We start from the raw sequence: 24,613 nt of genomic DNA on the forward strand, positions 1-24,613 counted from the left end.
CCCTAGCCCGCACAAAGCTAAGCTGTGACGCCACCTAATTTTTGAAATAAATCTAACATTTTGTCAAAATACGGTGCGGACACCCGCCCCGACGACCCTGCACAGGGCAGGTTAGGGGAGCACAACAACCTGGGCCGCGTAGGCCAGACCCGCACCGAAACCAATCTGCAGGGCAAACTTGCCAGAGAGGCCGGGGTTGTCCTGGAGCAGCTGGTGGGCAGCTAGCGGAACGGAGGCAGCAGAGGTGTTACCCGCACACTCAATATCGCGGGCCACCACAACGCTTTCGGGCAGCTTCAGGGTTTTCACCATCTGGTCGATAATGCGCATGTTCGCCTGGTGAGTCACCAGCGCTCCCAAATCATCTGCAGTAATACCGGCAGCATCGAGAGCCTTCTGAGCAACCTTAGCCATCTCCCAGACAGCCCAACGGAAGACCGTCTGACCGTCCTGACGCAGGGTCGGCCAAAGCTTCTCGCCCTCCTGCACCGGGTTAGCCATAAAATCACGGTTGCGGATTTCAAGCATGGAATGGGTCATGCCCACAGCGCCCCAGCGCTCGCCGTCCGAACCCCAGATGGTGGGGCCGATGCCGGGCTCATCGGAAGCACCAACGACCGCCGCACCAGCACCGTCACCGAGCAAGAAGGAAATGGTGCGTTCGGTGTTGTCGATGAAGTCTGAGAGCTTCTCAACGCCGATGACCAGAACCTTCTGGGCGGTGCCGGAGCGCACCAGGGCGTCCGCCTGGGCAATGCCGTAGCAGAAGCCTGCACAGGCTGCCGAAATATCGTAAGCGGGAGCCTTGGAACCTACAGCTTCAGCTACCAGGGTCGCGAGGGCGGGGGTTGCGTAGGGGTGGGAGATGGTGGCGACGATGACGGCATCCAGCTCTTCGCCCTGCACACCTGAGGCGGCCAGGGCGTCCTGGGCAGCTCCCACAGCAAGATCTGTTACAGAAATCTTTTCTGAGGCACGGTGGCGGGTCTTGATGCCGGTGCGCTGAACGATCCATTCATCTGAGGAGTCGATCGGGCCGGCAATATCGTCGTTGGTGACGATCAGGTCGGGGCGGGCAGCACCGTAGCCCAGAATACGGGAGTAGCGGTTGGGCTCAACCTGCTTGAGAGTAGGCATCGTGAAGTCCTTTCGGGGAAACTTTAGGCCTGAAGAGCCTGGGCTAGGGCGGCAATGTCATCGGGGGTGTTGATGGCGGACGCCGGTGTGCCGCGCATACCGCGCTTGGCCAGGCCCACGAGGGTACCGGCGGGAGCAACCTCAACCAGGCGGGTAACTTCCCGCTCCGCGAGAGTTGCCATACACAGGTCCCAGCGGACGGGGCGGGTCACCTGGGCAACCAGCGATTCAAGGGCCGCTGCCCCTGAGGCAACGGGCTGGCCATCGAAGTTTGAGAGCAGCTCAGCAGTCGGTTCTGCGGGGGAGAGATCTGCCGCAAAGTCTGCCAGGGGCCCCTGGGCTGCCGCCATATAGTCGGTATGGAAGGCGCCGGCTACCTTCAGCGGAATCACGCGGGTCTTGGCGGGCGGGTTCTCGGCGAAAGCTGCAAGAGCGTCGAGGGAACCAGCGGCTACAATCTGCCCGCCGCCGTTCGAGTTAGCGGCGGTGAGGTTGGCTTCGGCGATAGCGGCGCGGACGTCGTCCTCAACTCCGCCGAGTACGGCAGCCATACCGGTGGGGGTAGCGGCAGCTGCCTGGGCCATGCCGTCGGCCCGTACCTTGATAAAACGCATGGCGTCCTCTTCGGTGAGCACACCGGCTAGGGCTGAAGCGGTAATTTCACCTACAGAGTGACCGGCAAAAACAAGCTTCTGGCCCTCTAGAGTCTTCTGGGCTAGGCGACCGGTGACAAGACCAGCTGCCACAATCAGGGGCTGGGCAATAGCGGTGTCCTTGATGGTTTCCTCATCGGCCTCGGTGCCGTAATGAACCAGGTCGAGCTCTACAGCCTCAGAGAGACGCTCGAGGTGGGGGCGTACCCCATCGAGGTCTAACCAGCTTGAGAGGAATCCGGGCTTCTGCGACCCCTGGCCGGGGCACACCAGTGCTATCACGCGTAACCGCCTTGAAAATAGAGTGTGAGACCTAGAACTTGAAAGTTTCTAGCGCTTTGTTCAAATAACTATCCTACTCCTGTTAGCAGGCCAGCTGGGACGGCACAGCTGTTCAATCTCAAAAGCCAAGAAAACTCACAGCTAAGGGCTTCGGCCCAAGAAAACTAGAGGGTAAGACTGACTAGCCCAAAGACTGCCCAGAACAAAAGCGGCCCCCACGATAATCGTGGGGGCCGTCCTTACACTCAGTGCGAATCTATGACTCGCTGTGAGCTAGAAAGTGATCAGCACAGGGGCTTAGGCGTCGCCACCGGCGGTACCTGAGGTGCCTGCATTGATGTTGTTCAGGTCGTACTTCTCGAAGGCCTTAGCAGGTGCATCAGCGGGGACCTCGCCTCGCTTAGCCAGCATCTGCAGGGTACGGACGACGATGGACTCGGCGTCGATCTTGAAGAAGCGGCGGGCACCGGCGCGGGTGTCTGAGAAGCCGAAGCCGTCTGCACCCAGGGTCGCGAATTCGTTGGGAACGAACTGGCGGATGCCGTCCATCAGGTCGGTCTGGTAGTCAGACACAGCGACGATGGGGCCGGTTGCACCCTCAAGCTGCTGGGCAACGAAGGGGGTGCGGGGGGTGGCGGACGGGTTGGTCAGCAGCTCGCGCTCGGCGGCAAGGCCGTCGCGGCGCAGATTGGTCCATGAGGTAACTGACCAGACGTCTGCTGAGACGCCCCAGTCCTCGGCCAGAATCTGCTGTGCCTTTTCAGCCCAGGGAACTGCAACGCCTGAGGCCAGAAGCTGGGCGCGGGGGCCGTCATTCTTTGCCTCGTGTAGGCGGTAGATACCGCCGAGCAGGCCGTCAACATCGAGGTTCTCGGGTTCAGCGGGGTGCTGAATGGGCTCGTTGTAGACGGTGATGTAGTACATGACGTTGTGGTCTTCGTCCTTGTCACCGTACATGTGCTCGATACCGCGCTTGACGATGTGGCCGATTTCGTAACCGTAGGCAGGGTCGTAGTGGATCACTGCGGGGTTGGTGCCGGCCAGGACCGGTGAGTGGCCGTCTGCGTGCTGCAGGCCTTCACCGGTAAGGGTGGTGCGGCCAGCAGTTGCGCCCATGATGAAGCCTCGAGTCATCTGGTCAGCTGCTGCCCAGAAGGCATCGCCGGTGCGCTGGAAACCGAACATCGAGTAGAAGATGTAGACGGGGATCATGGGTTCGCCGTGGGTGTCGTAGGAGGAACCTACGGCGGTGAAAGCAGCGGTGCCGCCAGCCTCATTGATGCCCACGTGAATAATCTTGCCCTCGGGGGATTCCTTGTAGGCCAGCATGAGTTCACGGTCAACAGCGAGGTAGTTCTGGCCGTTGGGGTTGTAAATCTTGGCGGTGGGGAAGTAGGAGTCCATGCCGAAGGTTCGGGCCTCATCGGGGATGATGGGCACGATACGGTGGCCGAAGTCCTTCTCACGCATGAGATCCTTGAGCAGACGCACGAAGGTCATGGTGGTAGCAGCCATCTGCTTACCGGTGCCCTTGAATGCACCCTTGTAGGCCTTGTCTGAGGGCAGGGTAATCTTGGGCTGAACGTTCTTGCGGGAGGGAACGAAACCGCCCAGTTCCTCACGGCGGGCCATGAGGTACTTGTACTCTTCGGAGTCCTTACCGGGGTGGTAGTAGGGCGGGTTGTAGAGGTCCTTCTCCAGCTCTTCATCGGAGATGGGGATACGCAGGTGGTCGCGGAACTGCTTCAGGTCTTCCATCGACAGCTTCTTCATCTGGTGGGTGGCGTTGCGGGCCTCGAAGGAGGCACCCAGGCCGTAACCCTTAACAGACTGAGCAAGAACGACGGTGGGCTGACCCTTGTGCTCAACAGCTGCCTTGAAGGCTGAGTAAACCTTCTGGTAGTCGTGAGCGCCGCGCTTCATAGCCCAGATTTCGTCGTCGGTCATGTCCGCAACGAGTTCCTTGGTCTCAGGGGTCTGGCCAAAAAAGTGCTCGCGGATGAAGCCGCCGGACTCAGCCTTGTAGGTCTGGTAGTCGCCGTCGCGGGTTTCGTTCATGATGCGGACGAGCTCGCCGGACTTGTCCTTCTCGAGCAGGGAGTCCCATTCGCGGCCCCAGAGGACCTTGATGACGTTCCAGCCAGCGCCGCGGAAGAAGGCTTCAAGTTCCTGGACGATCTTGCCGTTACCGCGAACGGGGCCGTCCAGACGCTGCAGGTTGCAGTTGACCACGAAGGTCAGGTTGTCGAGCTTGTCGTTGGCAGCCAGCTGCAGGGCGCCACGTGACTCGGGCTCATCCATTTCGCCGTCACCTAGGAAGGCCCAGACGTGCTGGTCTGAGGTGTCCTTGATGCCGCGGTTGTGCAGGTACTTGTTGAACTGTGCCTGGTGGATGGCGTTCAAGGGGCCAAGGCCCATTGAAACCGTGGGGAACTGCCAGAAATCAGGCAGGTTACGGGGGTGGGGGTAGGAGGGCAGGTGGGTGCCCTGCTTGGTCTTTTCCTGGCGGAAGCCGTCGAGCTGCTCTTCGGTGATGCGGCCTTCGAGGAAGGCGCGTGCGTAGTTACCGGGGGATGAGTGGCCCTGGAAGAAAATCTGGTCGCCGCCACCGGGGTGGTTGCGGCCGCGGAAGAAGTGGTTGAAACCTACTTCGTAGAGGGTAGCTACACCCGCGTAGGATGAGATGTGGCCGCCTACGCCAATGGTAGCCTTCTGGGCGCGCTGAACCATCATGGCAGCGTTCCAGCGCAGCATAGCGCGGTAGCGGCGTTCAATCTGTTCGTCGCCAGGGTATTCGGGTTCCTGATCGACAGGAATGGTGTTGACGTAGTCAGTGGTAGTCACCATGGGTACGGTGATCGACTTCTGGCCAGCGCGCTGCATGAGTGAGCGCACGATGAACTGTGCACGTTCGGTGCCGTGAGCTTCAACCAGGTCGTCGAAAGACTCAATCCACTCGCTGGTCTCTTCGGGATCAATGTCGGTGAAGCTGTTGGTCAGTGCACTCAAAACGTGATCGTTCGTTTCTGAGGGTCCCACTAGTCAACCTCTCTTTGTTGTAGGGGTATGTGTTCACCTGTGGCAGCGTATGTGCCTGGTGAGCCTTGGGTGTATGCCTTGCGCGGCCGGTGGGCAGGCGCTAAGACAACTTCTCTTCTATGTTGTCACAATTTGCCGGTTTTAAGGTCGTGGTTTCAGGGATTTAGGGGTGTGAATTAGCCGTCACTTGCCCCTTCTTTTTCTGTGGGTGAAATTAGGTGACCTGTTTTGGTCGTGTTCTGTTGATTTGGGGCCTTGAAGCGTGTTCAGTAGGAACTATGAGCATGCCTGTGCTCACTCATCAAAGGAGTGGACGCGGGTGCGCAGGGGTCTGCGGAATGGCAAGCCCGTTACTTTCTTTTGATTCTTGGAGGACATACGTGAGCGCCACCGGTGCTACTAAAGAGACTGTTGGTCAGAAGCTAGGACTGCCTGCTGGCAGCCTGATGCAGGAGTTTGGCTACGATGAGGACGTCGACTTCGACCTGCGCGATGCCCTGGAGGATTTTCTGGGTACAGAACTGCTCGATGAAGACGACCAAGAAGTGGTCGACGGTATCTTGCTGTGGTGGCGTGCTGAAGATGGCGATCTGGTTGACGGGCTTATGGATGTGCTGGCAACCCTGGATGAGGGGGGAGTCGTGTGGCTTCTGACTCCAAAGAACGGTCGTGAGGGGCATATCCCACCGGTGGAGATTCAAGAAGCTGCTCCATTAGCGGGTTTGCATGTGACTACATCTGAGTCTCTGGCGCATGACTGGGCTGCTTCCCGCCTGGTGATGAAGCAAGGGAAATAGGTATGAGGGCCTTCTGTCTCGTGAGACAGGGGCCCTTTTTGGCAGATTTTGGCGCTAGAAGGGGTTGTGTAGAAAAAAGTTAATAATTTTTTTAAAAAAATATAACCCCATGTCAAGATGGGATTTTCTGACATTTGTCTGTTAAAAACGGTCAGAAAATCGGGTCTTTTTACGCTTCGGGGGAGTATTTCGATTTGCGCAGCTGTTCTGACCTGCGTAGAGTATTACATGTCGCCGCGAGAGATAACGCGGAAGAGACAGTAAGGGTCTTTAGCTCAGCTGGTAGAGCGCCACGTTTACACCGTGGATGTCATCGGTTCGATCCCGGTAGGACCCACCGATAAGCCCCACACTTCGGTGTGGGGCTTTTTGCTGCCCGACCCCTATTCTTATGCAAGAAATCTTTGGAAGGGGAACTGTAGGCGCATGTGGGGGCGCACCTCACCCCTGTTTTTCCCTCTCGGTGCGCGAATTCTAGGTAAACTATTAATCTCATTCATCGCACCGCACACATTCATTGGAGGAATCCACATGTCGACCTCACGTCGTACCCTGCTACAGGGTACTGCCTGGGCTGTGCCCGCCGTCCTTGCGACTACTGCTATCCCTGCCTACGCTGCGTCCACTGCAACGGTGAACGCTACCGGCTTTGGCGAAGTATTTGAGTTCCAGCCTGCAAACAGTACAGACCCTGCCTCCTTTACCGGTACTACTAACCGAGACAGCCAGGGTGGTTTCGACCTCTATACCACTGATGGAAGCACTGCAAGCGTCAGCATCGCTTCACTGACCTATGTCGTTCTGATTCCTAAAAATACTCTTTATAGAATCGACAGCCTGGAGCATAACTACCAGGTATCTGCACGAGAGTGGAGCCCCTTCAGCTCCTATAGCGGATCTACCGTAACTTTAGCTGACGGTACTACGCTCTCATCAGATAACTACCTGATTTACAGCTCTACCCGCACCGTCACCGATTTGAGCGATATTTCAATTGCCGGTAAAGACTCAACTCCGATTGATGGAACTGCAATCTCGACTAATATCGCTGGCCAATTCACAGATGGAGGTAACGCTATGATTCCCAGCGAGATTACTGGTCTCTACACCGGCTACATCGCGACTTACTCAGTCAACGGCGCAGCTAGCACTACCTCGTCTACCGTTGCACCTTCAACTAAGACTTCCTAAGGGCAATTTTTACAACCCACATTAAAGAGGGAAGAGCTCCACGCCGGGCTCTTCCCTTTTTCTGTCCGCTACCAGACCGTACAGTATTCTTTGAGGGATAACTGCCGAGCCAATAATCTCGATACATAAACGCCTACGAGGAGTAGCCCTTTGATGAACAGAAACTTTAAGCCTCGAAACTTTACCGCAGTCTTCTTGTCCGTAACCTGGCTACTCATCTCTATCTTCTTCCTCACTCAAGGAACCATGGTGACCCTATGGTCGATTTTTGCGTGTGTGGCTCTGGTTATCGGGGCTGCGGCAGTGTGGGTGCTGTTTACCGATACCTACGATTCCTAAAAAACCCATGATCCCTACTGCTCTCCCATAATGTGAGAGTTTGCTTCATCTCACCCGGCCCTGAAGCATAAATAGAGCAGACCAGCGTAGGCTTAAGGCATGACTGAAAACAATACTGCTCGTAAGGCGCAAATTGGTGTAACCGGCCTGGCTGTCATGGGTGCAAACCTGGCCCGCAACCTGGCCCGTAACGGCTACACCGTAGCCCTGCACAATCGTTCCGTTGAAAAAACCGATGCCCTGCTTGAAGCCCACGGCGATGAAGGTGACTTCATCCGCACCGAGACCCTGCAGGAACTGGTCGACTCTCTCGAAGCTCCCCGCCGCATCCTGATTATGGTGAAGGCAGGCGGCCCCGTCGACGCCGTCATTGAACAGCTCGAACCCCTGCTCGATGAAGGCGACGTCATCATCGACGGCGGTAACTCCCACTTCCCCGACACCATCCGCCGCGAGCGTGCCCTGGCCGAAAAGGGTCTACACTTCGTCGGTATCGGTGTTTCGGGTGGCGAAGAAGGCGCGCTCAATGGCCCCTCCATCATGCCCGGTGGCTCCGCTAAGTCCTACGAATCCCTCGGCCCCCTGCTCGAAAAAATCTCAGCTAAGGCCCCCAACGGTGATCCCTGCTGCGCCTGGATTTCAACCGACGGTGCTGGTCACTTCGTCAAGATGGTCCACAACGGCATTGAATATGCCGACATGCAGGTTATCGGTGAAGCCTACGACCTGCTCCGCACCGTGGCAGGTCTAGAACCCGCTGCCCAGGCAGAAATCTTCAAGCAGTGGAACACCACCGACCTCAACTCCTACCTCATCGAAATCACCGCTGAGGTTCTTGCTCAGGTCGATGCTAAGACCGGCAAGCCCCTGGTTGACGTTATCGTCGATGAAGCTGGTCAGAAGGGTACCGGCCGCTGGACTGTCCAGGCAGCCCTTGATCTGGGTGCCCCCGTCTCCGGTATTGCAGAGTCAGTATTTGCCCGTGCCCTGTCTTCTAGCAACTCTGATGCCCGCAAGCAGGCCCAGGAAGAGCTACCCGCAGGCCTGATCGCAACCACCGCCGTTGCTAACGGCGACGAAGAGTTTATTGAGGACGTCCGCAAGGCCCTGTTTGCCTCCAAGCTGGTTTCCTACGCCCAGGGTCTCGACATGCTGGCTAAGGCCGGCGACGAGTACGGCTGGGATCTCAAGCTCGACGTCATCGCAGGTCTTTGGCGCGCAGGCTGCATTATCCGTGCAGAACTGCTGGGCGAAATCATGAACGCCTACAAGGATGAAACCCCCGCCAACATGCTGCTGGCTCCCGGCTTCAAGAAGCTCATGGAAGAACTCGTTCCTTCCTGGCGTCGCGTGGTTGCTAAGGCAACCGCCGAGGGCGTGCCCGTCCCCGTCTTTGCGTCATCCCTGAGCTACTACGACGGTCTGCGCCGCAAGCGCCTGCCCGCTGCCCTGATTCAGGGTCAGCGTGACTTCTTCGGCGCTCACACCTACGGCCGCGTTGATTCCGAGGGCATGTGGCACACCGAGTGGAGCGGCGACCGCAGCGAAATCAACGCTGAGGACTCCCACACCCACTAGTCTCTTCTGAAGCTAAGTCGCCTGTGCCCCGCCTGCTGTTGCAAGCGGGGCACAATTCTCTACAGAACCAAATGTTTTTCGAGGCGACCCGGTACACTGGTAGCCAACACCTGCACCGCAGAAAGAGAGCGCTCCGTGCCAAAACTTCCGGTTTCTAAAGAACGTCTTTTAGCCCTGTTCGACAGCGACAAAGGGCAGCCTTTACGATACGTTTATGGGATTGTAGTCAATAACTATATCCGTTACCTGCGATTTGCCGCCCGCAGAAACGGACGTGGCTTGGCCCCCTACAGTGCAGAACTTAACAGGGACGTCACTATCGTGGCAAAAACTTTTTCCCGCCCCAAGGCTATGGACCGTTTGCTCTCATCGATCCGGGAGGCAACGTTTACCGGTAAAGTTCTGGTCGCTGATGACTCTGAGAAATATTGGTCAACCCGTGACCCCCAGGTAGAGGTACTGCAGCTACCGTTTAACGTTGGTATTTCTGCAGGGCGCAACCGAGCCCTAGAACGGGTCGAGACTCCTTACGTCCTACTGACCGATGACGATTTTGTCTTTACCCGTCTGACCAACTGGCAAAAAGCCTACGATTACTTAGAAGCCCACCCCGATGTTGATGGTGTTGCCGCAACTCAGGTTGAAGTTCCCACCTTCAAAACGCATATCCACGGTACCAGCGACCTCGCCCTGTACCGCGGGGCAGACAAACCTATCTACGAGGCCGGTCATGACCTTTACGGGCTGCCCGTGCGTGTCAAAACCCCGAACATCTTTCTAGCCCGTACCGAGTCAATTCGCTCAATCGGTGGCTGGGACGAAGAGTTACGCGTGATTGAGCACAGTGATTTCTTCAGCCGTGCCAGCGGGAAGCTAGTATTTGTACAGGACCCCGAAATTCAGATCTATCACGGACGTACTCCCTGGCTCAAAACCTTCTCAAAGCACCGCAACGATATTGAATCTTCTCGCCAGGTTCTCGCCCGTAAGTGGGGCCCTCAGCGAGGTAACTTATAAGCTGTTTACATCAAAGGGCCCGGTACTCCTTCCACGAAGGAGTACCGGGCCCTTTGACGTAAAGGTCTCTAGATCCACATGGTCGGGTCCACGTACTCGACGGCGTCGACCAGGGGTTTTTTGTTTTCGGGGGTGCGCGGACGCGAGCGGGCAGGAATACCGGTAATGATGGAGTCCTCGGGGTGGTCGTGTACCACCACCGAGTTACCGCCGATAGCCGAGTCAGCACCGATGAGAACCGGGCCTAGGACCTTGGCACCGGCGCCGATGGTCACACGGTCGCCGATAGTGGGGTGGCGTTTCCCCTTCTCCAGGGAACGTCCGCCCAGAGTCACCCCGTGGTAAATCATGACATCGTCACCGATTTCGGTGGTTTCACCGATCACCACGCCCATGCCGTGGTCGATGAAGAAGCGGCGGCCAATGGTAGCGCCGGGGTGAATCTCAACCCCCGTCATGAAGCGGGCAAACTGGCTGAGGGTGCGGGCTAGTGTGCGGGTAGAGTCCTTCTGCCACAGTTTATGGGCTAGCCTATGAGCCCAGATGGCGTGCATACCCGAGTAATTGATCATGATTTCCACATCACCGCGGGCTGCGGGGTCGTGTGCTTTGACGGTGTCTAAGTCTTCACGCAGGCGCGCTCGGAAACTCATGGTTCTCCTCACAATCTAGGCAGGGGAGCGCGGCGGGCGCTCTTGCTGAACTCTACAACAGTCACGGCTAGAACGATATTCCGTCTCACCCACAATATTTACGTCAAGCTGAGGGCGGACGTCCGCGCGGGCTACCAGACATAGACACACGGGCACCCCGCTGCCAACCAGCGGGGTGCCCGGCTTGTGCGGCGGTAGCTTTTAGCCGCGGATGTCTTCGTAGAGCAGGGTGGAGATGTAGCGCTCACCGAAGTCGGGAACGACAGCGACAATCAGCTTGCCGGCGTTCTCGCTCTTCTTAGCTTCTTCCAGGGCGGCCCAGACGGCTGCACCGGAGGAGATGCCGCCCAGGATGCCCTCTTCGGTACCCAGCTTACGGGCGGTAGCAACGGCGTCGTCGATAGCAACGTCGGTGACGGCATCGTAGATGTCGCGGTTGAGGGTATCGGGTACGAAGTTAGCGCCCAGACCTTGGATCTTGTGGGGGCCAGCCTTGCCCTCGGTCAGCAGGGGGGAGTCCTTGGGCTCGACCGCAACGACCTTGATGTTAGGGTTCTGCTCCTTGAGGTACTTGCCGGTACCAGAGACGGTACCGCCGGTGCCAACGCCAGCTACGAAGATATCAATCTTGCCTTCGGTTGCTTCCCAGACCTCGGGGCCAGTGGTGTTGTAGTGAATCTCGGGGTTAGCTTCGTTGGAGAACTGGGAGGCCAGAATAGCGTTCTCGGTGGAGGCTACGATTTCCTTGGCCTTTTCAACAGCACCGCGCATACCCTCAGAACCGGGGGTCAGCACGATTTCAGCACCGTAGGCGCGCAGCATGACGCGACGCTCGTTGCTCATGGTTTCGGGCATGGTCAGAATGACCTTGTAGCCGCGGGCAGCACCCACCATGGCCAGGGCGATACCGGTATTGCCTGAGGTACCTTCAACGATGGTGCCGCCGGGCTTGAGGGCGCCGGACTTCTCAGCGGCGTCGATGATAGCTACACCGATGCGGTCCTTGACGGAGTTGGCGGGGTTGTAGAATTCCAGCTTGACTGCGACGTTGCCGGGCAGGTCAGCATCCAGGCGGTTGAGGCGGACGATGGGGGTGCGGCCGACAACTTCGGTGATATTGTTGTACATCTTTGACACGAGTGCACCTTTCAGGTGGAAGCGATGAATGGTTCGCCCTCTAGTTTACGAAACAAAGGGGGAGGGCTTAACTTCTAAGAAACTTGGCGTAATGTTGCCTAGCCTTAGCCAGCTTGGGGTTGATGACGGCCATGCAGTACCCCTGGTAGGGGTTAAGGGCGTAGTAGTTCTGGTGGTAGTCCTCAGCCTCATAGAAGGTGCCCAGGGGTTCTACCACCGTCACGATGGGCTGGTCCCACAGCTGAGAGGCCCGCTGAATGGCGGCCTCGAAGAGGGCCTTCTGCTCCTCGTTCTCGTAGTAGAGGGCCGAGCGGTACTGGGGGCCGGCGTCCGCCCCCTGCCTATCCCAGCTGGTGGGATCGTGCGAGGCAAAGAAGATATCGAGTACAGTTTCGGCCGGAATGACGGTCTCATCGAACTCGACCTTGACCACCTCAACGTGACCGGTGCTACCTGAACAGACCTCCCGGTAGGTGGGGTTATCGACGTGCCCACCGGTGTAGCCGCTGATACTGGCGGTAATTCCTTCAAACTGACGATATACGGCGTCGATGCACCAGAAGCATCCGCCGCCTACAACAAAACTTTGCATACTTTGGGTAACCGTAGGCTCCCCAGTCTTATTCCCGCCCCGGCGCTCATGACACAATAGGGGCATGACTGAACTTTCAACTCCCACCCTGAACGATGTAACCCGGGCCTTCCACGATATTTTCCCGCCCACTCTTGCCGAGAAGTGGGACGCTGCTGGTCTGGTGGTCGGGCGCGCTGATGCCCCCGTCACCACCGTTGGTTTCGCGGTGGACGCCACCGTGGCAACTGCCCGCGAGGCCGCAGAAAAAGGCGCGGGCCTGCTCATTACTCACCACCCCCTGCTGCTGCGCGGGGCGTCCTTCCTGCCCGATAGTGATTACAAGGGCGAAATCGTGCACACCCTCATTGAGGCTGGCTGCGGCCTGCTGGGCGCCCACACCAACGTAGACTCGGCCCCGCACGGCACCAACGAGGTCTTCATGAGCAAGCTGGGCATCACCGACACCGAGATTCTGGCAGAGGAAGAGACCGTACAGATTGATGGGGCGGACGTTCGCGTCGGCATCGGGCGCGTTGGCAGTCTGCCTGCCCCCGTCAGCCTCAAGGAACTGGCTGAAAAAATTGCTGACTTTCTGCCGGCAACCGCCGGCGGTCTACGCATCGCAGGCCGGCCCGACCAGAGCGTCCAAAAAATTGCCCTCTGCACCGGGGCAGGCGATTCCCTCTTTGGCGATGCCCGCGCATCGGGTGCGGACGTCTACATCACCGCCGACCTGCGCCACCACCCGGCCTCAGAAGCCCGCGAGCAGGCCCTCATTAGCGGCAGCACCCCGGCCCTGATTGACTGCTCCCATTACGCCAGCGAATGGCTCTGGATGGACGGGGCCGCCCGCCTTATCACCGAAAAACTGGAGGAACGGGGCTTTACCATCGACACCTACGTCTCGACCCTCAACACCGACCCCTGGGACTTCACCGTCTCCACCGGGCAGGTAGCGGGCTCAGCCTCCACCCGCTAGGTACCCTACTCCCTCACCAGAAGAGTCAGGGTACCTGGCTTCTTCTCGGTGGGGGAGAGCAGCTCCACCTCAAAATCGGGGGCAAGCGCCTCTGCCAGCTCACCGGCGTCCTCAATCTCAGTCAGATTTTCCTGCACCAGGTAGCGGCCCAGCAGGCCCCGGTAATGCTTAGCCATATGCGAGACCACCTTGCGACTACCGTCAGCCGCCACCCTCTCCACCCGAACCAGCAGATGGCGCTGCGGGGCGGGTGTCCACGCCTTCGCGTAGGCGGCAGAGCGGCCATCCACCACCAGTTGGCCCCCGGCCAAATCATCCAAGGGGCGTTTGAGCTCGCTCTTCCAAAACTTAGCCAGATCCCCAATCTCACCCAGCTTCGTGCCCATCGACAGCCGGTAGGCCGGAATCATATCGGTAAGACCCACTGCACCCCAGGCTGCAGATATCACCACAACAGCCCTATCAGCCCGCGCCCGCGCGTCCGCCCCCAAAGAACCGTACCCAAAAGCCTCAAACAAAACCCCCGAATACACCTCGGACGCAGGCGCCGCCGGCTCCGACCACAACCGAGTATTCCGCTCAACCTCAGCCAGCAAGGACGGACCCACCTTCAGCAGCTGCCCAGCATCGGGCAAACCGCTCACCCGCACCAACTCATCCACCACAGCCTCACGAGCCCCCGTCAACTCAGGAGCCAACAACTCACCCAACTCAACCCCGGAGCCAGATGTGGCAGGAGTCTTACCCTCAGACGGCGGAAACAAAATCAACATACCCACCAGTGTAGTAAAGTAGAACCCCAGAACGGGACGCCCAGGCAATCGCGCAGCGCACAAACGCTTCGAGGAAAGTCCGGGCTCCACAGCACAGGGTGGTCGATAACATCGACTCAGGGTAACCTGCAGGCCAGTGCCACAGAAAACAAACCGCCCCACCACGGGGTAAGGGTGAAAAGGTGAGGTAAAAGCTCACCAGTACCGCAGGCGACTGCGGTAGCTCGGTAAACCCCACCCGGAGCAAGGCCAAACAGGGCGCGCCAGTAACCAGTGCGGTGAAGCGCCCGGGTAGGCTGCTTGAACCCGCCGGCAACGACGGGTCTAGATGGATGATTGCCGCCTACCCTCGGGTAGGTACAGAACCCGGCTTATCGGGCGTCCCGTTCTTTACTCCCCGTGACCAAAGGGGTCGGGGTCGACGCCCGGCATCCAGGTGTTACCTTCGGCAGTCCAGCCCTCAGCTTTAACAACCTTCTTGTACTTCTTGGTGTACTTGGCGTTCAGTCGATTCACGTAGAGCTTGCCATCAAGGTGGTCAGTCTCGTGCTGCATGACGCGGGCAAACCAGCCGGTCGCCTCAAACTTCAGCGGGTTACCCTCACCATCGAACCCGTTGACCGTGACCCAGTCAGCGCGCTTGAGCGGGAAAGAATAACCGGGGAAGGATAGGCAGCCCTCAACCTCATCGTAGGGGTCGGGATCAGCTGTCGAAATCTTGCCCAGAGTCAGCACGGGGTTAACCACCACGCCCAGCGGGGGCACTCCGTCCTCATTCTCAAACTTATAGGTGAACAGGCGCAGGCCCACACCCACCTGGGGGGCCGCCAGGCCCACACCGTTCGAGACATCCTGAGTCTCGTACATATCGTCGATCAGCTTGCGCAGCTCATCATCAAAGGACGTCACCGGGGCAGCCGGGCGGTGCAAAACCGGGTTACCGTGAATAACAATGGGCAAAACAGTCATGACATAACCTCTCACGCAGGGTAAACAAAAAGGGCCGCTACGATAAAAATCGTAGCGACCCTTCTACTCGGGGTGATCGACGGGGGTTGAACCCGCGACCTCCTGGACCACAACCAGGCGCTCTGCCAACTGAGCTACGACCACCATGTTTACAAAAACTACCGTTTCTTTCACCGGCTTGTTTTGGCAACGGATACTAGCTTACACACAGTTTTGATTCCCTGCAAATCGAAAATGAGGTTATACAGGGTGACTGTGCTCACGAACTTTTGGGGCTGGGGGCCGGCCGGACGCTGCCCGGCTGCGGGTGGCGTCCGTGCCTCCTGAACCCCTAGGCGGGATTAATCTGCTGGCGGGTTGCTGCAACCTCCTGGGCAACCTTCTGGGCGGCTGTGCTATCGGGCCCGGGGGAGGGTACAAAAACCGTGCCGCGGTAGTAGCGCAGCTCGTCGATAGAATCCTGGATATCGCCCAGTGCCCGGTGGTTGCCGGTTTTCGCAGGAGCGTTATAGGTGGCCTTCTCAAACCAGCGGCGGGAAAGCTCCTTGATAGTAGATACATCAATCACGCGGTAGTGCAGGTAGTCCACGAGCTCGGGCATGTCGCGCACCAAAAAAGTCTTATCGGTGCCCACAGAATTACCACCCAGCACAGCCTTGCGCGGCTCGGGGACCCACTGCTTCACATAATCCAGCACCAGCTGCTGGGCCTCAGCCATGGTAATGCCCTGATCCAAGTCGTCCAGCAGACCAGAGACTGTGTGCATGTTGCGCACAAAATCATCCATCTGCTCAAGCGCCTCGGGCTCGGGCTTAATGACGACATCCACGCCGTCACCCAAAATATTGAGATCCCCGTCAGTCACCAGCGCGGCGACCTCGATTAGGGCGTCCTTCTCAAGAGAGAGGCCGGTCATCTCACAATCAATCCATACGATACGTTCATTTGAAATAGACACAGAACCAATCTACCCCTTTAGGGGCCTAACCCACAGCAGATTTTCAGAGAGCAGAAGGTCTAAGACCTGCCTGTGCCACTCAGCCGACGGGTAAAATCAGGTGTACTCATTTGCTCGGCCAGGAGGACCATGAGCCCCAGAACAGCGCAAACCCACACCGACAGCATCCCGGTGCACCGGTATAGCCCCAAGACAGCTCACTATGTTTCGGGTAGCCCCCTGCGAACCCTCATCTTTGGAACCATCGGTTCTCTGCTGGTGATGTTTGCATCCTTTGGGGTGGGGTGGCTCGCAGACGCCTCACCTTTCCGCCGCGTGGACTGGATTATCCCGCTGCGCTACACAGCACCCGGGTTAATTACCTGTATCGCCCTGCTCGTTGTGGGGTCGATGATGCTCTGCCGTGAATGGCTGCGCATGGTGCAGAAGCTGCTCGTTTGGGATCAGCGTGCAAAACGCTGGGCAACCGCAGCGATTATCTGCTGGATGCTTCCCCAGCTTTTTGCTTTCCCCCTCTATAGCCGTGACGTCTTCTCCTACTTTGCTCAGGGACGCGTCATGGCATCAGGGCTTAACCCCTATGAGTACGGGGTTTCTTCTGTCAATAACTTCTTTCAGTACGGTGCTGACCAGATGTGGTCTGAGTCGGCTCCGCCCTACGGCCCCATCTTCCTGCTCATTGAAAAATGGGTAGCCCAAATCGCCGGTGACTCCGTAGATACCGCCCTCTACCTCTTTAGGCTGGTTGCTCTTATCGGGGTGGGGCTTATTGCCTACTACGTGCCCAAGCTAGCGAAGCTCCACGGCATCAATGGCATACGTGCTAACTGGCTGGTGCTGGCCAACCCCCTCTTTATCGCCGCTTTCATCACCTCTTCCCATAATGATGCCCTGATGACCGGCCTGGTGCTGGCAGGCGTCTACCACGCGGCAGCCCGGCGCAATACGATGGGCGGCCTACTGGGAATTACCCTGGTGACCGCAGCCGTAGCTGTCAAGCCCATTGCCCTGGTCGCCCTACCTTTTATCGGGCTGTTCTGGGCCGGTAGGGGAGCCAGCTGGCCCCGCCGCTTTATTTTCTGGGCTATGACACTGGCTATCTCCATGGCGGAGCTCTGGGTGCTAGGTGCTGTGACCGACCTGGGCTTTGGATGGATTGGAGCCCTAGCTACCACCGGCGGCCAGTACATCTGGTTCACCCCCATTGGCTTCCTGGGGCTACAAATCAACCAAATCCTGGTATCTATCACCGGCGATAATGCCCTGGCGAATTCGGTGCGCGATACCTTCTTCTCTCTGGGGAAACTAGCCGGCATGCTGCTGGCCGTAGTCGTCATGTTTGTGGGAAAGGACGAAAACCTCATCCGCCGCACCGGCCTGGCCCTAGCTATGGTTGTGGTTTTTTCACCCATGTTGCAGTCTTGGTATCTGCTCTGGTTCATCCCGCTGTTTGTGGTGGCAGGTGTGCGTACCGACTGGCAGCTAGATTTCTATTTCCTGACAACCCTGTTCTTTGTTATGTACGGGGTCTCAGATCAGCTTGCCGTCTCGCCCTATCTCGATAACTTTGATCAGAACATGGGCCGTCTCATTGCGGCTGTGCTCAGCGTGGCCTATGCCTTCTGGCTGGTCTTCTTCGACCCGGCAACCCGCCGAGTGCTCCGCCGTGGCCAGCGATCGTCCCTCTACGAAGTCAGTATCTAGCTTCCAGATGAGGTCAGATGAAATTAGAAGCCTTCTAATCTCTTGGTCGGGGGTTCGATGCCCTTTTGGGCGCTGAGATGACTTTTAGCCGAGGAATCGATAGTATAAACAGCGGCTAGCCTCAGTAGCTCAGTGGATAGAGCAGGAGCCTTCTAATCTCTTGGTCGGGGGTTCGACTCCCTCCTGGGGCGCGCAACATATCCCTCACTTGGTAAAACAAGTGGGGGGTATTTTTTATTATCAAATGTGGCTTTCGCACAGGAAAATCAAATACTTTCGGAATACACTAGAGGGCATGTCTACAGCCAACCTGCCTGAAACGCTCAGCGGCGCACCCGCGTCCGCTCCTGTCCTGCCCCGCCGAACAGTGCTGGCAGGAACCGGGCTTACTCTAGCCCTGAGCACCCTACTCGTTGCTTGCGGCCCCGCTGAAGAACAAATACAGCCCACCGCCACCGGTGATGAGCACACCAACGAGGCCCACGACGTAGACATCAACCAGGCACTCGACCAGCTTGAAGCAGACCACGGAATTACTCTCAGCCTGGCGGTCTATAACCACGCTACCGACAGTCTCTTTTTGCACAAGGGTGACCAGTGGACCTACGAAGCTTCTATCGTCAAAGTCCCTATTTCTCTCACTTTGCTCAGGCTTGCAGCCTTTGAAGAGCGCGAACTAACCGACGATGAAAAAGCCCTCGTTGAAGCGTCTATAACCTACTCCGATAACAACGCAACGATTGAGATTTATCGTAGATTTGGATCTGATGACGGAGAATCCTTGGCTAGTGCTGAATCCCTCAACAAGACCTATGAATTGCTGGGGGTAACGGAGACCCGATCTGCCGGAACCTGGGGCGATAACCAAACCTGGGCCGAGGACCAGGTACGCATCATGCGTGCCATCGTCGATACCGTTGAATGGGTCAACGCTGCCGACGCCCAGTTCCTTCTCGAAAAAATGGTTCCGCTCGACTGGTCACAAACCTGGGGCGTAGGCTCCCAATACGGGCAGACTGTACTGGGAGAACTCGTCACCGACGTATCGGTTAAAAATGGCTGGACCCAGGAAGATACTGGCGAATGGCACATCAACTCTGTTGGTGTTGTCAGAACCGAAAGCTCTACCTACTCCATTGCCCTGTTGAGCAAGGGGTTCGAGGACCAGCTGGTAGGGTACGAGGTAGCTAGCCAGGCAGTGCAAGCCTACTTTGACCACGCCGGCTAAGAGTGTGGGTTTCTAACCTGATATAGCCAGCGGCCTGAGCCACCGCGCATACAACCACCGGCCCTAAGCGTTGAAACCCGAGTGCCCGTAACTCGCGGGCCAGGGTATCGGTTTCAGCGGTGGTGCGGGGGAGCGCTTCGGCACACGGGAACAATAATTCCTCTGGAAATGCCTCAGCAAAGAAATCTGCTAGATTTACCCGGGACTCTTTCAACACTCTCGCATTATTGATGCAGGCCCTGAGTTTAGACTGGTTCCTAATTCCGATATCGCCTTCAAGGTAACCAGCGATATCGTCCTCAGTCATGGCAACTAAACGCTCGGGTTGAAAATCGTGTAAGGCCCGGTTCAATTCCTCCCGTTTTGCTAATACCGTCGACCACCACAGGCCGCTTTGAAACACCAGTAGGCAGATGTGCTCAAACAGGGCCTCGTTTGTACGCGGCACATTCTGCCATTCCTGTTCAAAGTAGGTGCGGGTACGGTCATCTCGCACCCAGGTAGGCTCATCGGGAACAAATGTATCGATCACTGTGCTGTCTCCTTCTCGCTGGTAGCTGCGGACGCCCGCCCCGGTGCCTTAGCGGGGCAGGTGGTATGAGCCTAGAAGGATATGAGCGGCAAACAACAGGGATGTGAACAAAAACCGTCATGAAAGCTCTTGCTCGCGTCACAGCTACACCAATTTTCTAACCTCCACCGTGCAATAGCAGCGCATACGTTATCCACAGCCACCATTTTTCTGGCTCATAAGACTCTGCTGATGTAACCCTTGAGGCACCCGGTTTACCCAACAACTCAAGGAGGAGTCATGACCGACACCGTCACCATCCGAGGCTTTATCGCAACGGCGCCCACCCAAAAGTTCCTACCCAACAGCAATATCCCGGTAACAAATTTCCGTATTGCCTCCACACCCCGCTGGTTCGATGCCACCAGCGGCACCTGGAAAGAAGGCACAACCAACTGGTACACCGTCAACTCCTTTAGAGCCCTGGCGTATAACAGCGCCCGGAGCTTGCAAGTAGGGCACCCGGTGCTGGTTACCGGACGCCTGCGCGTCAAACAGTTTGAACGGGCAGACGGCTCACCCGGCACCAGCATCGAAGTAGACGCCACCAGCATTGGCCACGACCTCAACTACGGTCTTGCAAATTTTGCCCGTGTCACCGATCGGAAACCGGATGTCGATGAGACCGACCGTAAGTTCAACGAACAAGTAGCCGGGGAACAAAAACTCAACCACGGCTATAGCTCTCTATCTGCTGTTGAAGAAGAACCCCAGTACAGCCATTCTTCCGAAAATGGCCATCAAGTTTCTGACCAGGGGCTCACCGATAAGGCAGCAGACGATGAGGCTGTTGAGGCTCTGACCAGCTAGAGGGCGGGGCAGGGCAAACTCACACCAAGATTCTTGGCAGATGCCCTGCCCTAAACCCCCAACAGCTTGACATCAACCGGTAGGCTTAAATGCATGGCAGAATTTATCTACACCATGACCAAAGCCCGCAAAACTGTAGGCGACAAAGTCATCCTTAACGACGTATCCATGTCGTTCTTCCCCGGTGCAAAAATCGGTATGGTCGGCCCCAACGGTGCCGGTAAGTCAACCATTCTGAAAATCATGGCGGGTCTCGATACCCCCTCCAACGGCGAAGCACGACTCTCAGAAGGCTACACCGTGGGCATCCTCATGCAGGAGCCCCCGCTGAACGAAGAAAAAACCGTCCTGGGTAACGTCCAGGAAGGCGTCGGCGAAATCTACGAAAAGATTGTTCGCTACAACGAAATCTCAGAAGAGATGGCCAACCCCGATGCTGACTTCGACGCGCTCATGGAAGAAATGGGCAAGCTGCAGGAAGCTATCGACGCCGCTAACGCTTGGGACATTGACTCCCAGCTGGAACAGGCCATGGACGCCCTGCGCTGCCCTCCCGGCGACTCACCCGTTACCCACCTCTCCGGTGGTGAACGCCGCCGCGTAGCGCTCTGTAAGCTCCTGCTCCAGAAGCCCGACCTGCTTCTGCTGGACGAGCCTACCAACCACCTGGACGCCGAATCCGTCCTCTGGCTGGAACAGCACCTGCAGTCCTACGAAGGCGCAGTGATCGCCATTACCCACGACCGCTACTTCCTCGACCACGTTGCAGAATGGATCGCAGAAGTAGACCGCGGTAACCTCTACCCCTACGAGGGTAACTACTCCACCTACCTGGATAAGAAGCGCGCCCGTCTCGAAGTGCAGGGTAAGAAGGACGCCAAGCTCGCTAAGCGTCTGGAAGAAGAACTCGAGTGGGTTCGCTCCAACACCAAGGGCCGTCAGGCTAAGTCAAAGGCTCGTCTGGCCCGCTACGAAGAGATGGCTGCTGAGGCTGAGAAGACTCGCAAGCTAGACTTCGAAGAAATCCAGATTCCCCCGGGACCCCGCTTGGGTAATGTCGTTATCGAAGCAGAAAACCTGCAGAAGGGCTTCGACGGCCGCTCCCTCATCAACGGCTTGTCCTTCTCCCTGCCTCGTAACGGCATCGTCGGTGTCATCGGCCCCAACGGTGTGGGTAAGTCAACCCTCTTCAAGACCATCGTTGGCCTTGAACCCCTCGACGGCGGCAACCTGAAGATCGGTGAGACCGTCAAAATTTCATACGTTGACCAGAACCGCGCCAACATTGACCCCGAAAAGTCGCTGTGGGAGGTTGTCTCAGACGGTCTGGATTACATCCAGGTAGGCCAGGTAGAAATGCCCTCACGCGCCTACGTCTCAGCCTTCGGCTTCAAGGGACCCGACCAGCAGAAGAAGGCAGGTGTGCTCTCCGGTGGTGAGCGTAACCGCCTCAACCTGGCCCTGACCCTCAAGCAGGGCGGCAACCTGCTGCTGCTCGACGAACCTACCAACGACCTGGACGTCGAAACCCTCACCTCCCTCGAAAATGCCCTGCTGGAATTCCCCGGCTGTGCCGTCGTGGTCTCCCACGACCGCTGGTTCCTCGACAGAGTAGCCACCCACATCCTGGCCTGGGAAGGCACCGACGAACAGCCCGACAACTGGTACTGGTTCGAGGGTAACTTCGAGTCCTACGAGAAGAACAAGATTGAGCGTCTTGGCCCCGAGGCTGCGAAGCCGCACCGCGTCGTTCACCGTAAGCTGACGCGATAAATCGAACTAATTCAGTTTGAGTGCGGTGAACGATTCCGCATGATTTTTGGTTCCTCGCGCGCTCGGAAAATCATGCTCCATCACCGCAAGCTGACTCGATGAGCTAGCCGGGTGCGAGCGCGCGAGCACGCAAGAGGCGAGCGAATGTGAACCTATGCGCGGAGCGAATTCGGTGAGCTAGCTAATAATCCCTCCCACCTTCACCGGCGGGAGGGATTTTCTTTACCTGTTTACTGATTGCGGTACTCGGGCAACCTAATCATGGCTTCTTGGGTTACGGTGGCTACGTGCAGACCGTCGCGGGTGAAGACCTTACCCACAGAGAGGCCGCGGGAGTCCTGGGCGCTTGGGGATTCCTGAACCAGCAGCAACCACTCATCGGCGCGGGCAGGGCGGTGGAACCATATGGCGTGATCCAGTGACGCCACTTTCATGCCGGGTTCAAGCCAGGTCTTGCCGTGCTGCCGTAGAACCGGTTCAAGCTGGGTGTAGTCCGATGCGTAGGCCAGGGCAGCCTGATGCAGGGCAGGGTCATCGGGCAGGGGCTCGAAGGTTTTAAACCAGACCATATTCACCGGCTGCTTCTCTTGGCCAGGAGTGGTGTACAGCGGGGAAGTCACATGCCTCACGTCGAAGGGGCGGGAGAAGGCAACCTTCTGGGCAATGGGGACCTGTAGATGACCCAGCAGGTCCGCTGCGGTGGGCAGACTCTCCGGCGCGGGAACGTCCTGCGGCATACTGGCGCCGTGGTCTGGCCCCGGAGCAGGCACCTGAAAAGAAGCAATACACGAAAAGATTGGCTGCCCACCCTGGTAGGCCTGCACCCTGCGCGTCGAAAACGATCTAGCATCGTTGAGCGCTTCTGCCCCGTAGGAAAGATCGCCCTCTACATCACCGGGCCTCAGGAAGTAGCCGTGCAGGGAATGCAGAGTTTTGCCCTCTACCGTATGGGCAGCTGCCATGATCGCCTGGGCAAGTACTTGCCCACCGAAGATACGCGGGGATTCTTTGGTGAGGGTCAGGGCACTAAAGACATGCTCGTGGGCGGACGCGCCACCTGGGGTTAGGTTGAGCATGGCCAGTAATTTTTGGGTGGAGGAGAGGCTTTCTAGGGTTTCGTGACTCATAGTTCCACTCTCTCACAGGTAGTCCCTATTTCTCATCTCACCGGGAATGCAGCCCATCATCTGCGATAGGGTGGTGTGTGAATAGACCGTCCCTTTGATTTCCGGAAGCCTGTGAAATGACCGAGCCCAAGCTATCTGACTACACCGATTATATTTACCTACCCGATGCAAGGACCGCCCGGGATATGGCGACCTACCTGACTCGGGCCCGTTCAGTGGATCCTCAGGCTGCCGTTCGTTTGCAGGCTAACGGCGATGTGTTGGGGATTTCGGTGTGTGTGCTTGCGCCTGAGACCCTACTTGATTCAACCCCGACAATCATCGGTCTGCGCGCTATCAAACTGGCCCAGCCTGCCGAGGTTGATCTTACGGTTGAGGCGGCAGCTCTTCTCGACCGGCTAGCCCGTATCGAGGAAGCAGGACTAGCGCTGGCTCTGCCCCCGGTGACTGTTACCGCTCCTTGGGTTGGGCGAACCGTTCCACGTAGTGGTTGGGAGAAGAAAGGGTTTTACCTATCCGACCATGCCCGAGCAGCAGCCCAGGAAGGTATTGCCGCGGTAGACGGGGCCTTGCCCGCTAACCCGGGGCACGCGGTGGTGGCAACCGTCCGCTCCCGTATCTGGTCTTCACCCCTGCAGGCCCCCGATACGGCGGTGAGCCTACCCACCGGGGCTGCTTTTGGCCTTGAGGTACTCGGGTTCCTGCCTCCGCGGGCTACCGAACCTATGCCCGTTTTTGCCAGCGGACGCTGGGCCCGTATCTCGGCCCGGGCAGGGCATGTACTGGTTTACTCGGCTGCCTCAGTCTAAAACTTAGCTACTGGGCCCGGTTCTGCATGGCGTGGGCTGCACGGTCAAAGTAGGCCCACATTTCGGCGTCGTGCAGGGGAGCTAGCTCTAGGGTGTCCATGGCCTCCCGCATGTACTTCAGCCAGGTATCGCGTTCTTTGGGGCCGATATAGAAGGGGTTGTGGCGCATGCGCAGACGCGGGTGGCCGCGCTCTGCCTGGTAGGTCTTGGGCCCGCCCCAGTACTGCTCCAAGAACATAAAGAGCCGACGCTCTGCCGGCCCCAGGTCTTCCTCGGGGTACATGGCACGAAATTCTGGGTCAGCTGCTACACGGGAGTAGAACTCGCGGCAGAGCTTCTCAAAAACCGGTCGCCCGCCTACCTGGTAGTAGAAAGAACGCTCATCGACCGCTTCGGTCGCGGGTGAGGTCTGGACGCTGGCCTCGCCGGGCGCAGATAAGGGGCGGAAGGCTGGGTTGGGTAAATTCATACCCACCAGTCTACTCCCGCCCCTTATCGTCTGCAGTTACCTCATG

23 protein-coding genes, 3 tRNA genes and 1 other RNA gene are annotated in these 24,613 nt (G+C 57.8%); 14 read left to right on the forward strand and 13 right to left on the reverse strand.

Annotation, left to right across the window (positions count from 1 at the left end; genetic code table 11):
• Positions 1-111: 111 nt before the first annotated feature.
• The 3 genes from ACEE43_RS02025 to aceE all read right to left on the reverse strand — a co-directional run bounded on the left by ACEE43_RS02025 (position 112) and on the right by aceE (position 5,111).
• Positions 112-1,137, reverse strand: coding sequence for a beta-ketoacyl-ACP synthase III (locus ACEE43_RS02025; RefSeq protein WP_449107019.1), 1,026 nt, complete (start codon positions 1,135-1,137; stop codon positions 112-114).
• A gap of 23 nt (positions 1,138-1,160) precedes the next feature.
• Positions 1,161-2,072 carry an ACP S-malonyltransferase gene (locus ACEE43_RS02030; protein WP_449107020.1) on the reverse strand — a complete coding sequence of 304 codons (912 nt, stop codon included), beginning with the start codon at positions 2,070-2,072 and terminating at the stop codon, positions 1,161-1,163.
• A gap of 297 nt (positions 2,073-2,369) precedes the next feature.
• Positions 2,370-5,111 (reverse strand): pyruvate dehydrogenase (acetyl-transferring), homodimeric type, encoded by a 2,742-nt coding sequence (aceE, locus tag ACEE43_RS02035; RefSeq protein WP_237194098.1) that lies wholly within the window; start codon positions 5,109-5,111, stop codon positions 2,370-2,372.
• A gap of 380 nt (positions 5,112-5,491) precedes the next feature.
• On the opposite strand from aceE, the gene ACEE43_RS02040 reads away from it, so the two are divergent.
• From ACEE43_RS02040 to ACEE43_RS02065, 6 genes are all read left to right on the forward strand, one after another.
• Entirely contained in the window at positions 5,492-5,908 is a 417-nt protein-coding gene (locus ACEE43_RS02040; protein WP_237194096.1) for a DUF3052 domain-containing protein, read from the forward strand.
• A gap of 264 nt (positions 5,909-6,172) precedes the next feature.
• A tRNA-Val gene (locus ACEE43_RS02045) sits at positions 6,173-6,245 on the forward strand.
• Between the two features lie 194 nt (positions 6,246-6,439).
• On the forward strand, positions 6,440-7,099 hold the full coding sequence (locus tag ACEE43_RS02050) for a hypothetical protein (protein ID WP_449107021.1): 660 nt from the start codon (positions 6,440-6,442) through the stop codon (positions 7,097-7,099).
• A 153-nt stretch (positions 7,100-7,252) separates the two neighbouring features.
• Complete coding sequence (locus ACEE43_RS02055) at positions 7,253-7,438, forward strand: hypothetical protein (protein WP_237194092.1); 186 nt, start codon at positions 7,253-7,255, stop codon at positions 7,436-7,438.
• 99 nt (positions 7,439-7,537) lie between these two features.
• Positions 7,538-9,016, forward strand: coding sequence for an NADP-dependent phosphogluconate dehydrogenase (gene gndA / locus ACEE43_RS02060; protein WP_449107022.1), 1,479 nt, complete (start codon positions 7,538-7,540; stop codon positions 9,014-9,016).
• 321 nt (positions 9,017-9,337) lie between these two features.
• On the forward strand, positions 9,338-10,033 hold the full coding sequence (locus ACEE43_RS02065; RefSeq protein ID WP_237236264.1) for a glycosyltransferase family 2 protein: 696 nt from the start codon (positions 9,338-9,340) through the stop codon (positions 10,031-10,033).
• A 68-nt stretch (positions 10,034-10,101) separates the two neighbouring features.
• Here the strand turns inward: ACEE43_RS02065 and epsC are convergent, their stop codons facing one another.
• The 3 genes from epsC to msrA form a co-directional block, all read right to left on the reverse strand.
• Entirely contained in the window at positions 10,102-10,686 is a 585-nt protein-coding gene (epsC, locus tag ACEE43_RS02070) for a serine O-acetyltransferase EpsC (RefSeq protein ID WP_185174564.1), read from the reverse strand.
• Between the two features lie 201 nt (positions 10,687-10,887).
• A complete protein-coding gene (gene cysK, locus ACEE43_RS02075) occupies positions 10,888-11,814 on the reverse strand; it encodes a cysteine synthase A (RefSeq protein WP_237195160.1) in 927 nt (308 codons plus the stop codon).
• A 76-nt stretch (positions 11,815-11,890) separates the two neighbouring features.
• Positions 11,891-12,415, reverse strand: coding sequence for a peptide-methionine (S)-S-oxide reductase MsrA (gene msrA, locus ACEE43_RS02080; protein WP_449107023.1), 525 nt, complete (start codon positions 12,413-12,415; stop codon positions 11,891-11,893).
• Positions 12,416-12,479: 64 nt separating this feature from the next.
• On the opposite strand from msrA, the gene ACEE43_RS02085 reads away from it, so the two are divergent.
• Positions 12,480-13,376: a Nif3-like dinuclear metal center hexameric protein gene (locus ACEE43_RS02085; protein WP_449107024.1), complete on the forward strand. Its 897-nt coding sequence runs from the start codon at positions 12,480-12,482 to the stop codon at positions 13,374-13,376.
• A 5-nt stretch (positions 13,377-13,381) separates the two neighbouring features.
• Here ACEE43_RS02085 and ACEE43_RS02090 read toward each other — a convergent pair whose 3' ends face one another.
• Positions 13,382-14,149, reverse strand: coding sequence for a YaaA family protein (locus ACEE43_RS02090; protein WP_449107025.1), 768 nt, complete (start codon positions 14,147-14,149; stop codon positions 13,382-13,384).
• Positions 14,150-14,181: 32 nt separating this feature from the next.
• On the opposite strand from ACEE43_RS02090, the gene rnpB reads away from it, so the two are divergent.
• Positions 14,182-14,539: RNase P RNA component class A (gene rnpB, locus ACEE43_RS02095), an RNA gene on the forward strand.
• On the opposite strand, the gene def is transcribed toward rnpB, so the two are convergent.
• The 3 genes from def to orn form a co-directional block, all read right to left on the reverse strand.
• Positions 14,540-15,118 (reverse strand): peptide deformylase, encoded by a 579-nt coding sequence (gene def / locus ACEE43_RS02100; protein WP_449107026.1) that lies wholly within the window; start codon positions 15,116-15,118, stop codon positions 14,540-14,542.
• A 71-nt stretch (positions 15,119-15,189) separates the two neighbouring features.
• A tRNA-His gene (locus tag ACEE43_RS02105) sits at positions 15,190-15,262 on the reverse strand.
• Positions 15,263-15,449: 187 nt separating this feature from the next.
• Positions 15,450-16,076 (reverse strand): oligoribonuclease, encoded by a 627-nt coding sequence (gene orn / locus ACEE43_RS02110; RefSeq protein ID WP_449107027.1) that lies wholly within the window; start codon positions 16,074-16,076, stop codon positions 15,450-15,452.
• 129 nt (positions 16,077-16,205) lie between these two features.
• Here orn and mptB point away from each other — a divergent pair, with 129 nt between their 5' ends.
• From mptB to ACEE43_RS02125, 3 genes are all read left to right on the forward strand, one after another.
• The gene (mptB, locus tag ACEE43_RS02115; RefSeq protein ID WP_449107028.1) at positions 16,206-17,780 is read left to right on the forward strand and encodes a polyprenol phosphomannose-dependent alpha 1,6 mannosyltransferase MptB; all 1,575 of its coding nucleotides are present in this window, start codon (positions 16,206-16,208) and stop codon (positions 17,778-17,780) included.
• 118 nt (positions 17,781-17,898) lie between these two features.
• Positions 17,899-17,971: transfer RNA gene (locus tag ACEE43_RS02120), tRNA-Arg, on the forward strand.
• Positions 17,972-18,075: 104 nt separating this feature from the next.
• Complete coding sequence (locus ACEE43_RS02125; protein WP_449107029.1) at positions 18,076-19,008, forward strand: serine hydrolase; 933 nt, start codon at positions 18,076-18,078, stop codon at positions 19,006-19,008.
• Here the strand turns inward: ACEE43_RS02125 and ACEE43_RS02130 are convergent.
• Entirely contained in the window at positions 18,968-19,540 is a 573-nt protein-coding gene (locus ACEE43_RS02130; RefSeq protein WP_449107030.1) for a DNA-3-methyladenine glycosylase I, read from the reverse strand. The genes ACEE43_RS02125 and ACEE43_RS02130 overlap by 41 nt on opposite strands.
• Before the next feature lie 279 nt (positions 19,541-19,819).
• Between ACEE43_RS02130 and ACEE43_RS02135 the strand changes: the two genes are divergently transcribed.
• Positions 19,820-20,389 carry a single-stranded DNA-binding protein gene (locus ACEE43_RS02135; RefSeq protein WP_449107031.1) on the forward strand — a complete coding sequence of 190 codons (570 nt, stop codon included), beginning with the start codon at positions 19,820-19,822 and terminating at the stop codon, positions 20,387-20,389.
• Between the two features lie 93 nt (positions 20,390-20,482).
• The gene (gene ettA, locus ACEE43_RS02140) at positions 20,483-22,162 is read left to right on the forward strand and encodes an energy-dependent translational throttle protein EttA (protein ID WP_185174575.1); all 1,680 of its coding nucleotides are present in this window, start codon (positions 20,483-20,485) and stop codon (positions 22,160-22,162) included.
• A 230-nt stretch (positions 22,163-22,392) separates the two neighbouring features.
• Here ettA and ACEE43_RS02145 read toward each other — a convergent pair whose 3' ends face one another.
• Positions 22,393-23,289 carry an acyl-CoA thioesterase gene (locus ACEE43_RS02145; RefSeq protein ID WP_449107032.1) on the reverse strand — a complete coding sequence of 299 codons (897 nt, stop codon included), beginning with the start codon at positions 23,287-23,289 and terminating at the stop codon, positions 22,393-22,395.
• 116 nt (positions 23,290-23,405) lie between these two features.
• Here ACEE43_RS02145 and ACEE43_RS02150 point away from each other — a divergent pair, with 116 nt between their 5' ends.
• Positions 23,406-24,098: a transcriptional regulator gene (locus tag ACEE43_RS02150; protein ID WP_449107033.1), complete on the forward strand. Its 693-nt coding sequence runs from the start codon at positions 23,406-23,408 to the stop codon at positions 24,096-24,098.
• A 7-nt stretch (positions 24,099-24,105) separates the two neighbouring features.
• On the opposite strand, the gene ACEE43_RS02155 is transcribed toward ACEE43_RS02150, so the two are convergent.
• On the reverse strand, positions 24,106-24,567 hold the full coding sequence (locus ACEE43_RS02155) for a globin (RefSeq protein WP_237194046.1): 462 nt from the start codon (positions 24,565-24,567) through the stop codon (positions 24,106-24,108).
• Between the last annotated feature and the right edge of the window lie 46 nt (positions 24,568-24,613).

It is taken from the genome of Rothia sp. 11254D007BW (genome assembly GCF_053548195.1).

Coding starts and splice junctions, on each gene's coding strand:
- def (WP_449107026.1), bottom strand. CDS start 15,118: ATGACTGTTTTGCCCATTGTTATTCACGGTAACCCGGTTTTGCACCGC.
- epsC (WP_185174564.1), bottom strand. CDS start 10,686: ATGAGTTTCCGAGCGCGCCTGCGTGAAGACTTAGACACCGTCAAAGCA.
- ACEE43_RS02055 (WP_237194092.1), top strand. CDS start 7,253: ATGAACAGAAACTTTAAGCCTCGAAACTTTACCGCAGTCTTCTTGTCC.
- ACEE43_RS02145 (WP_449107032.1), bottom strand. CDS start 23,289: ATGAGTCACGAAACCCTAGAAAGCCTCTCCTCCACCCAAAAATTACTG.
- msrA (WP_449107023.1), bottom strand. CDS start 12,415: ATGCAAAGTTTTGTTGTAGGCGGCGGATGCTTCTGGTGCATCGACGCC.
- gndA (WP_449107022.1), top strand. CDS start 7,538: ATGACTGAAAACAATACTGCTCGTAAGGCGCAAATTGGTGTAACCGGC.
- ACEE43_RS02025 (WP_449107019.1), bottom strand. CDS start 1,137: ATGCCTACTCTCAAGCAGGTTGAGCCCAACCGCTACTCCCGTATTCTG.
- ACEE43_RS02085 (WP_449107024.1), top strand. CDS start 12,480: ATGACTGAACTTTCAACTCCCACCCTGAACGATGTAACCCGGGCCTTC.
- ACEE43_RS02125 (WP_449107029.1), top strand. CDS start 18,076: ATGTCTACAGCCAACCTGCCTGAAACGCTCAGCGGCGCACCCGCGTCC.
- ACEE43_RS02090 (WP_449107025.1), bottom strand. CDS start 14,149: ATGTTGATTTTGTTTCCGCCGTCTGAGGGTAAGACTCCTGCCACATCT.
- ettA (WP_185174575.1), top strand. CDS start 20,483: ATGGCAGAATTTATCTACACCATGACCAAAGCCCGCAAAACTGTAGGC.
- ACEE43_RS02135 (WP_449107031.1), top strand. CDS start 19,820: ATGACCGACACCGTCACCATCCGAGGCTTTATCGCAACGGCGCCCACC.
- cysK (WP_237195160.1), bottom strand. CDS start 11,814: ATGTACAACAATATCACCGAAGTTGTCGGCCGCACCCCCATCGTCCGC.
- ACEE43_RS02155 (WP_237194046.1), bottom strand. CDS start 24,567: ATGAATTTACCCAACCCAGCCTTCCGCCCCTTATCTGCGCCCGGCGAG.
- ACEE43_RS02050 (WP_449107021.1), top strand. CDS start 6,440: ATGTCGACCTCACGTCGTACCCTGCTACAGGGTACTGCCTGGGCTGTG.
- mptB (WP_449107028.1), top strand. CDS start 16,206: ATGAGCCCCAGAACAGCGCAAACCCACACCGACAGCATCCCGGTGCAC.
- ACEE43_RS02150 (WP_449107033.1), top strand. CDS start 23,406: ATGACCGAGCCCAAGCTATCTGACTACACCGATTATATTTACCTACCC.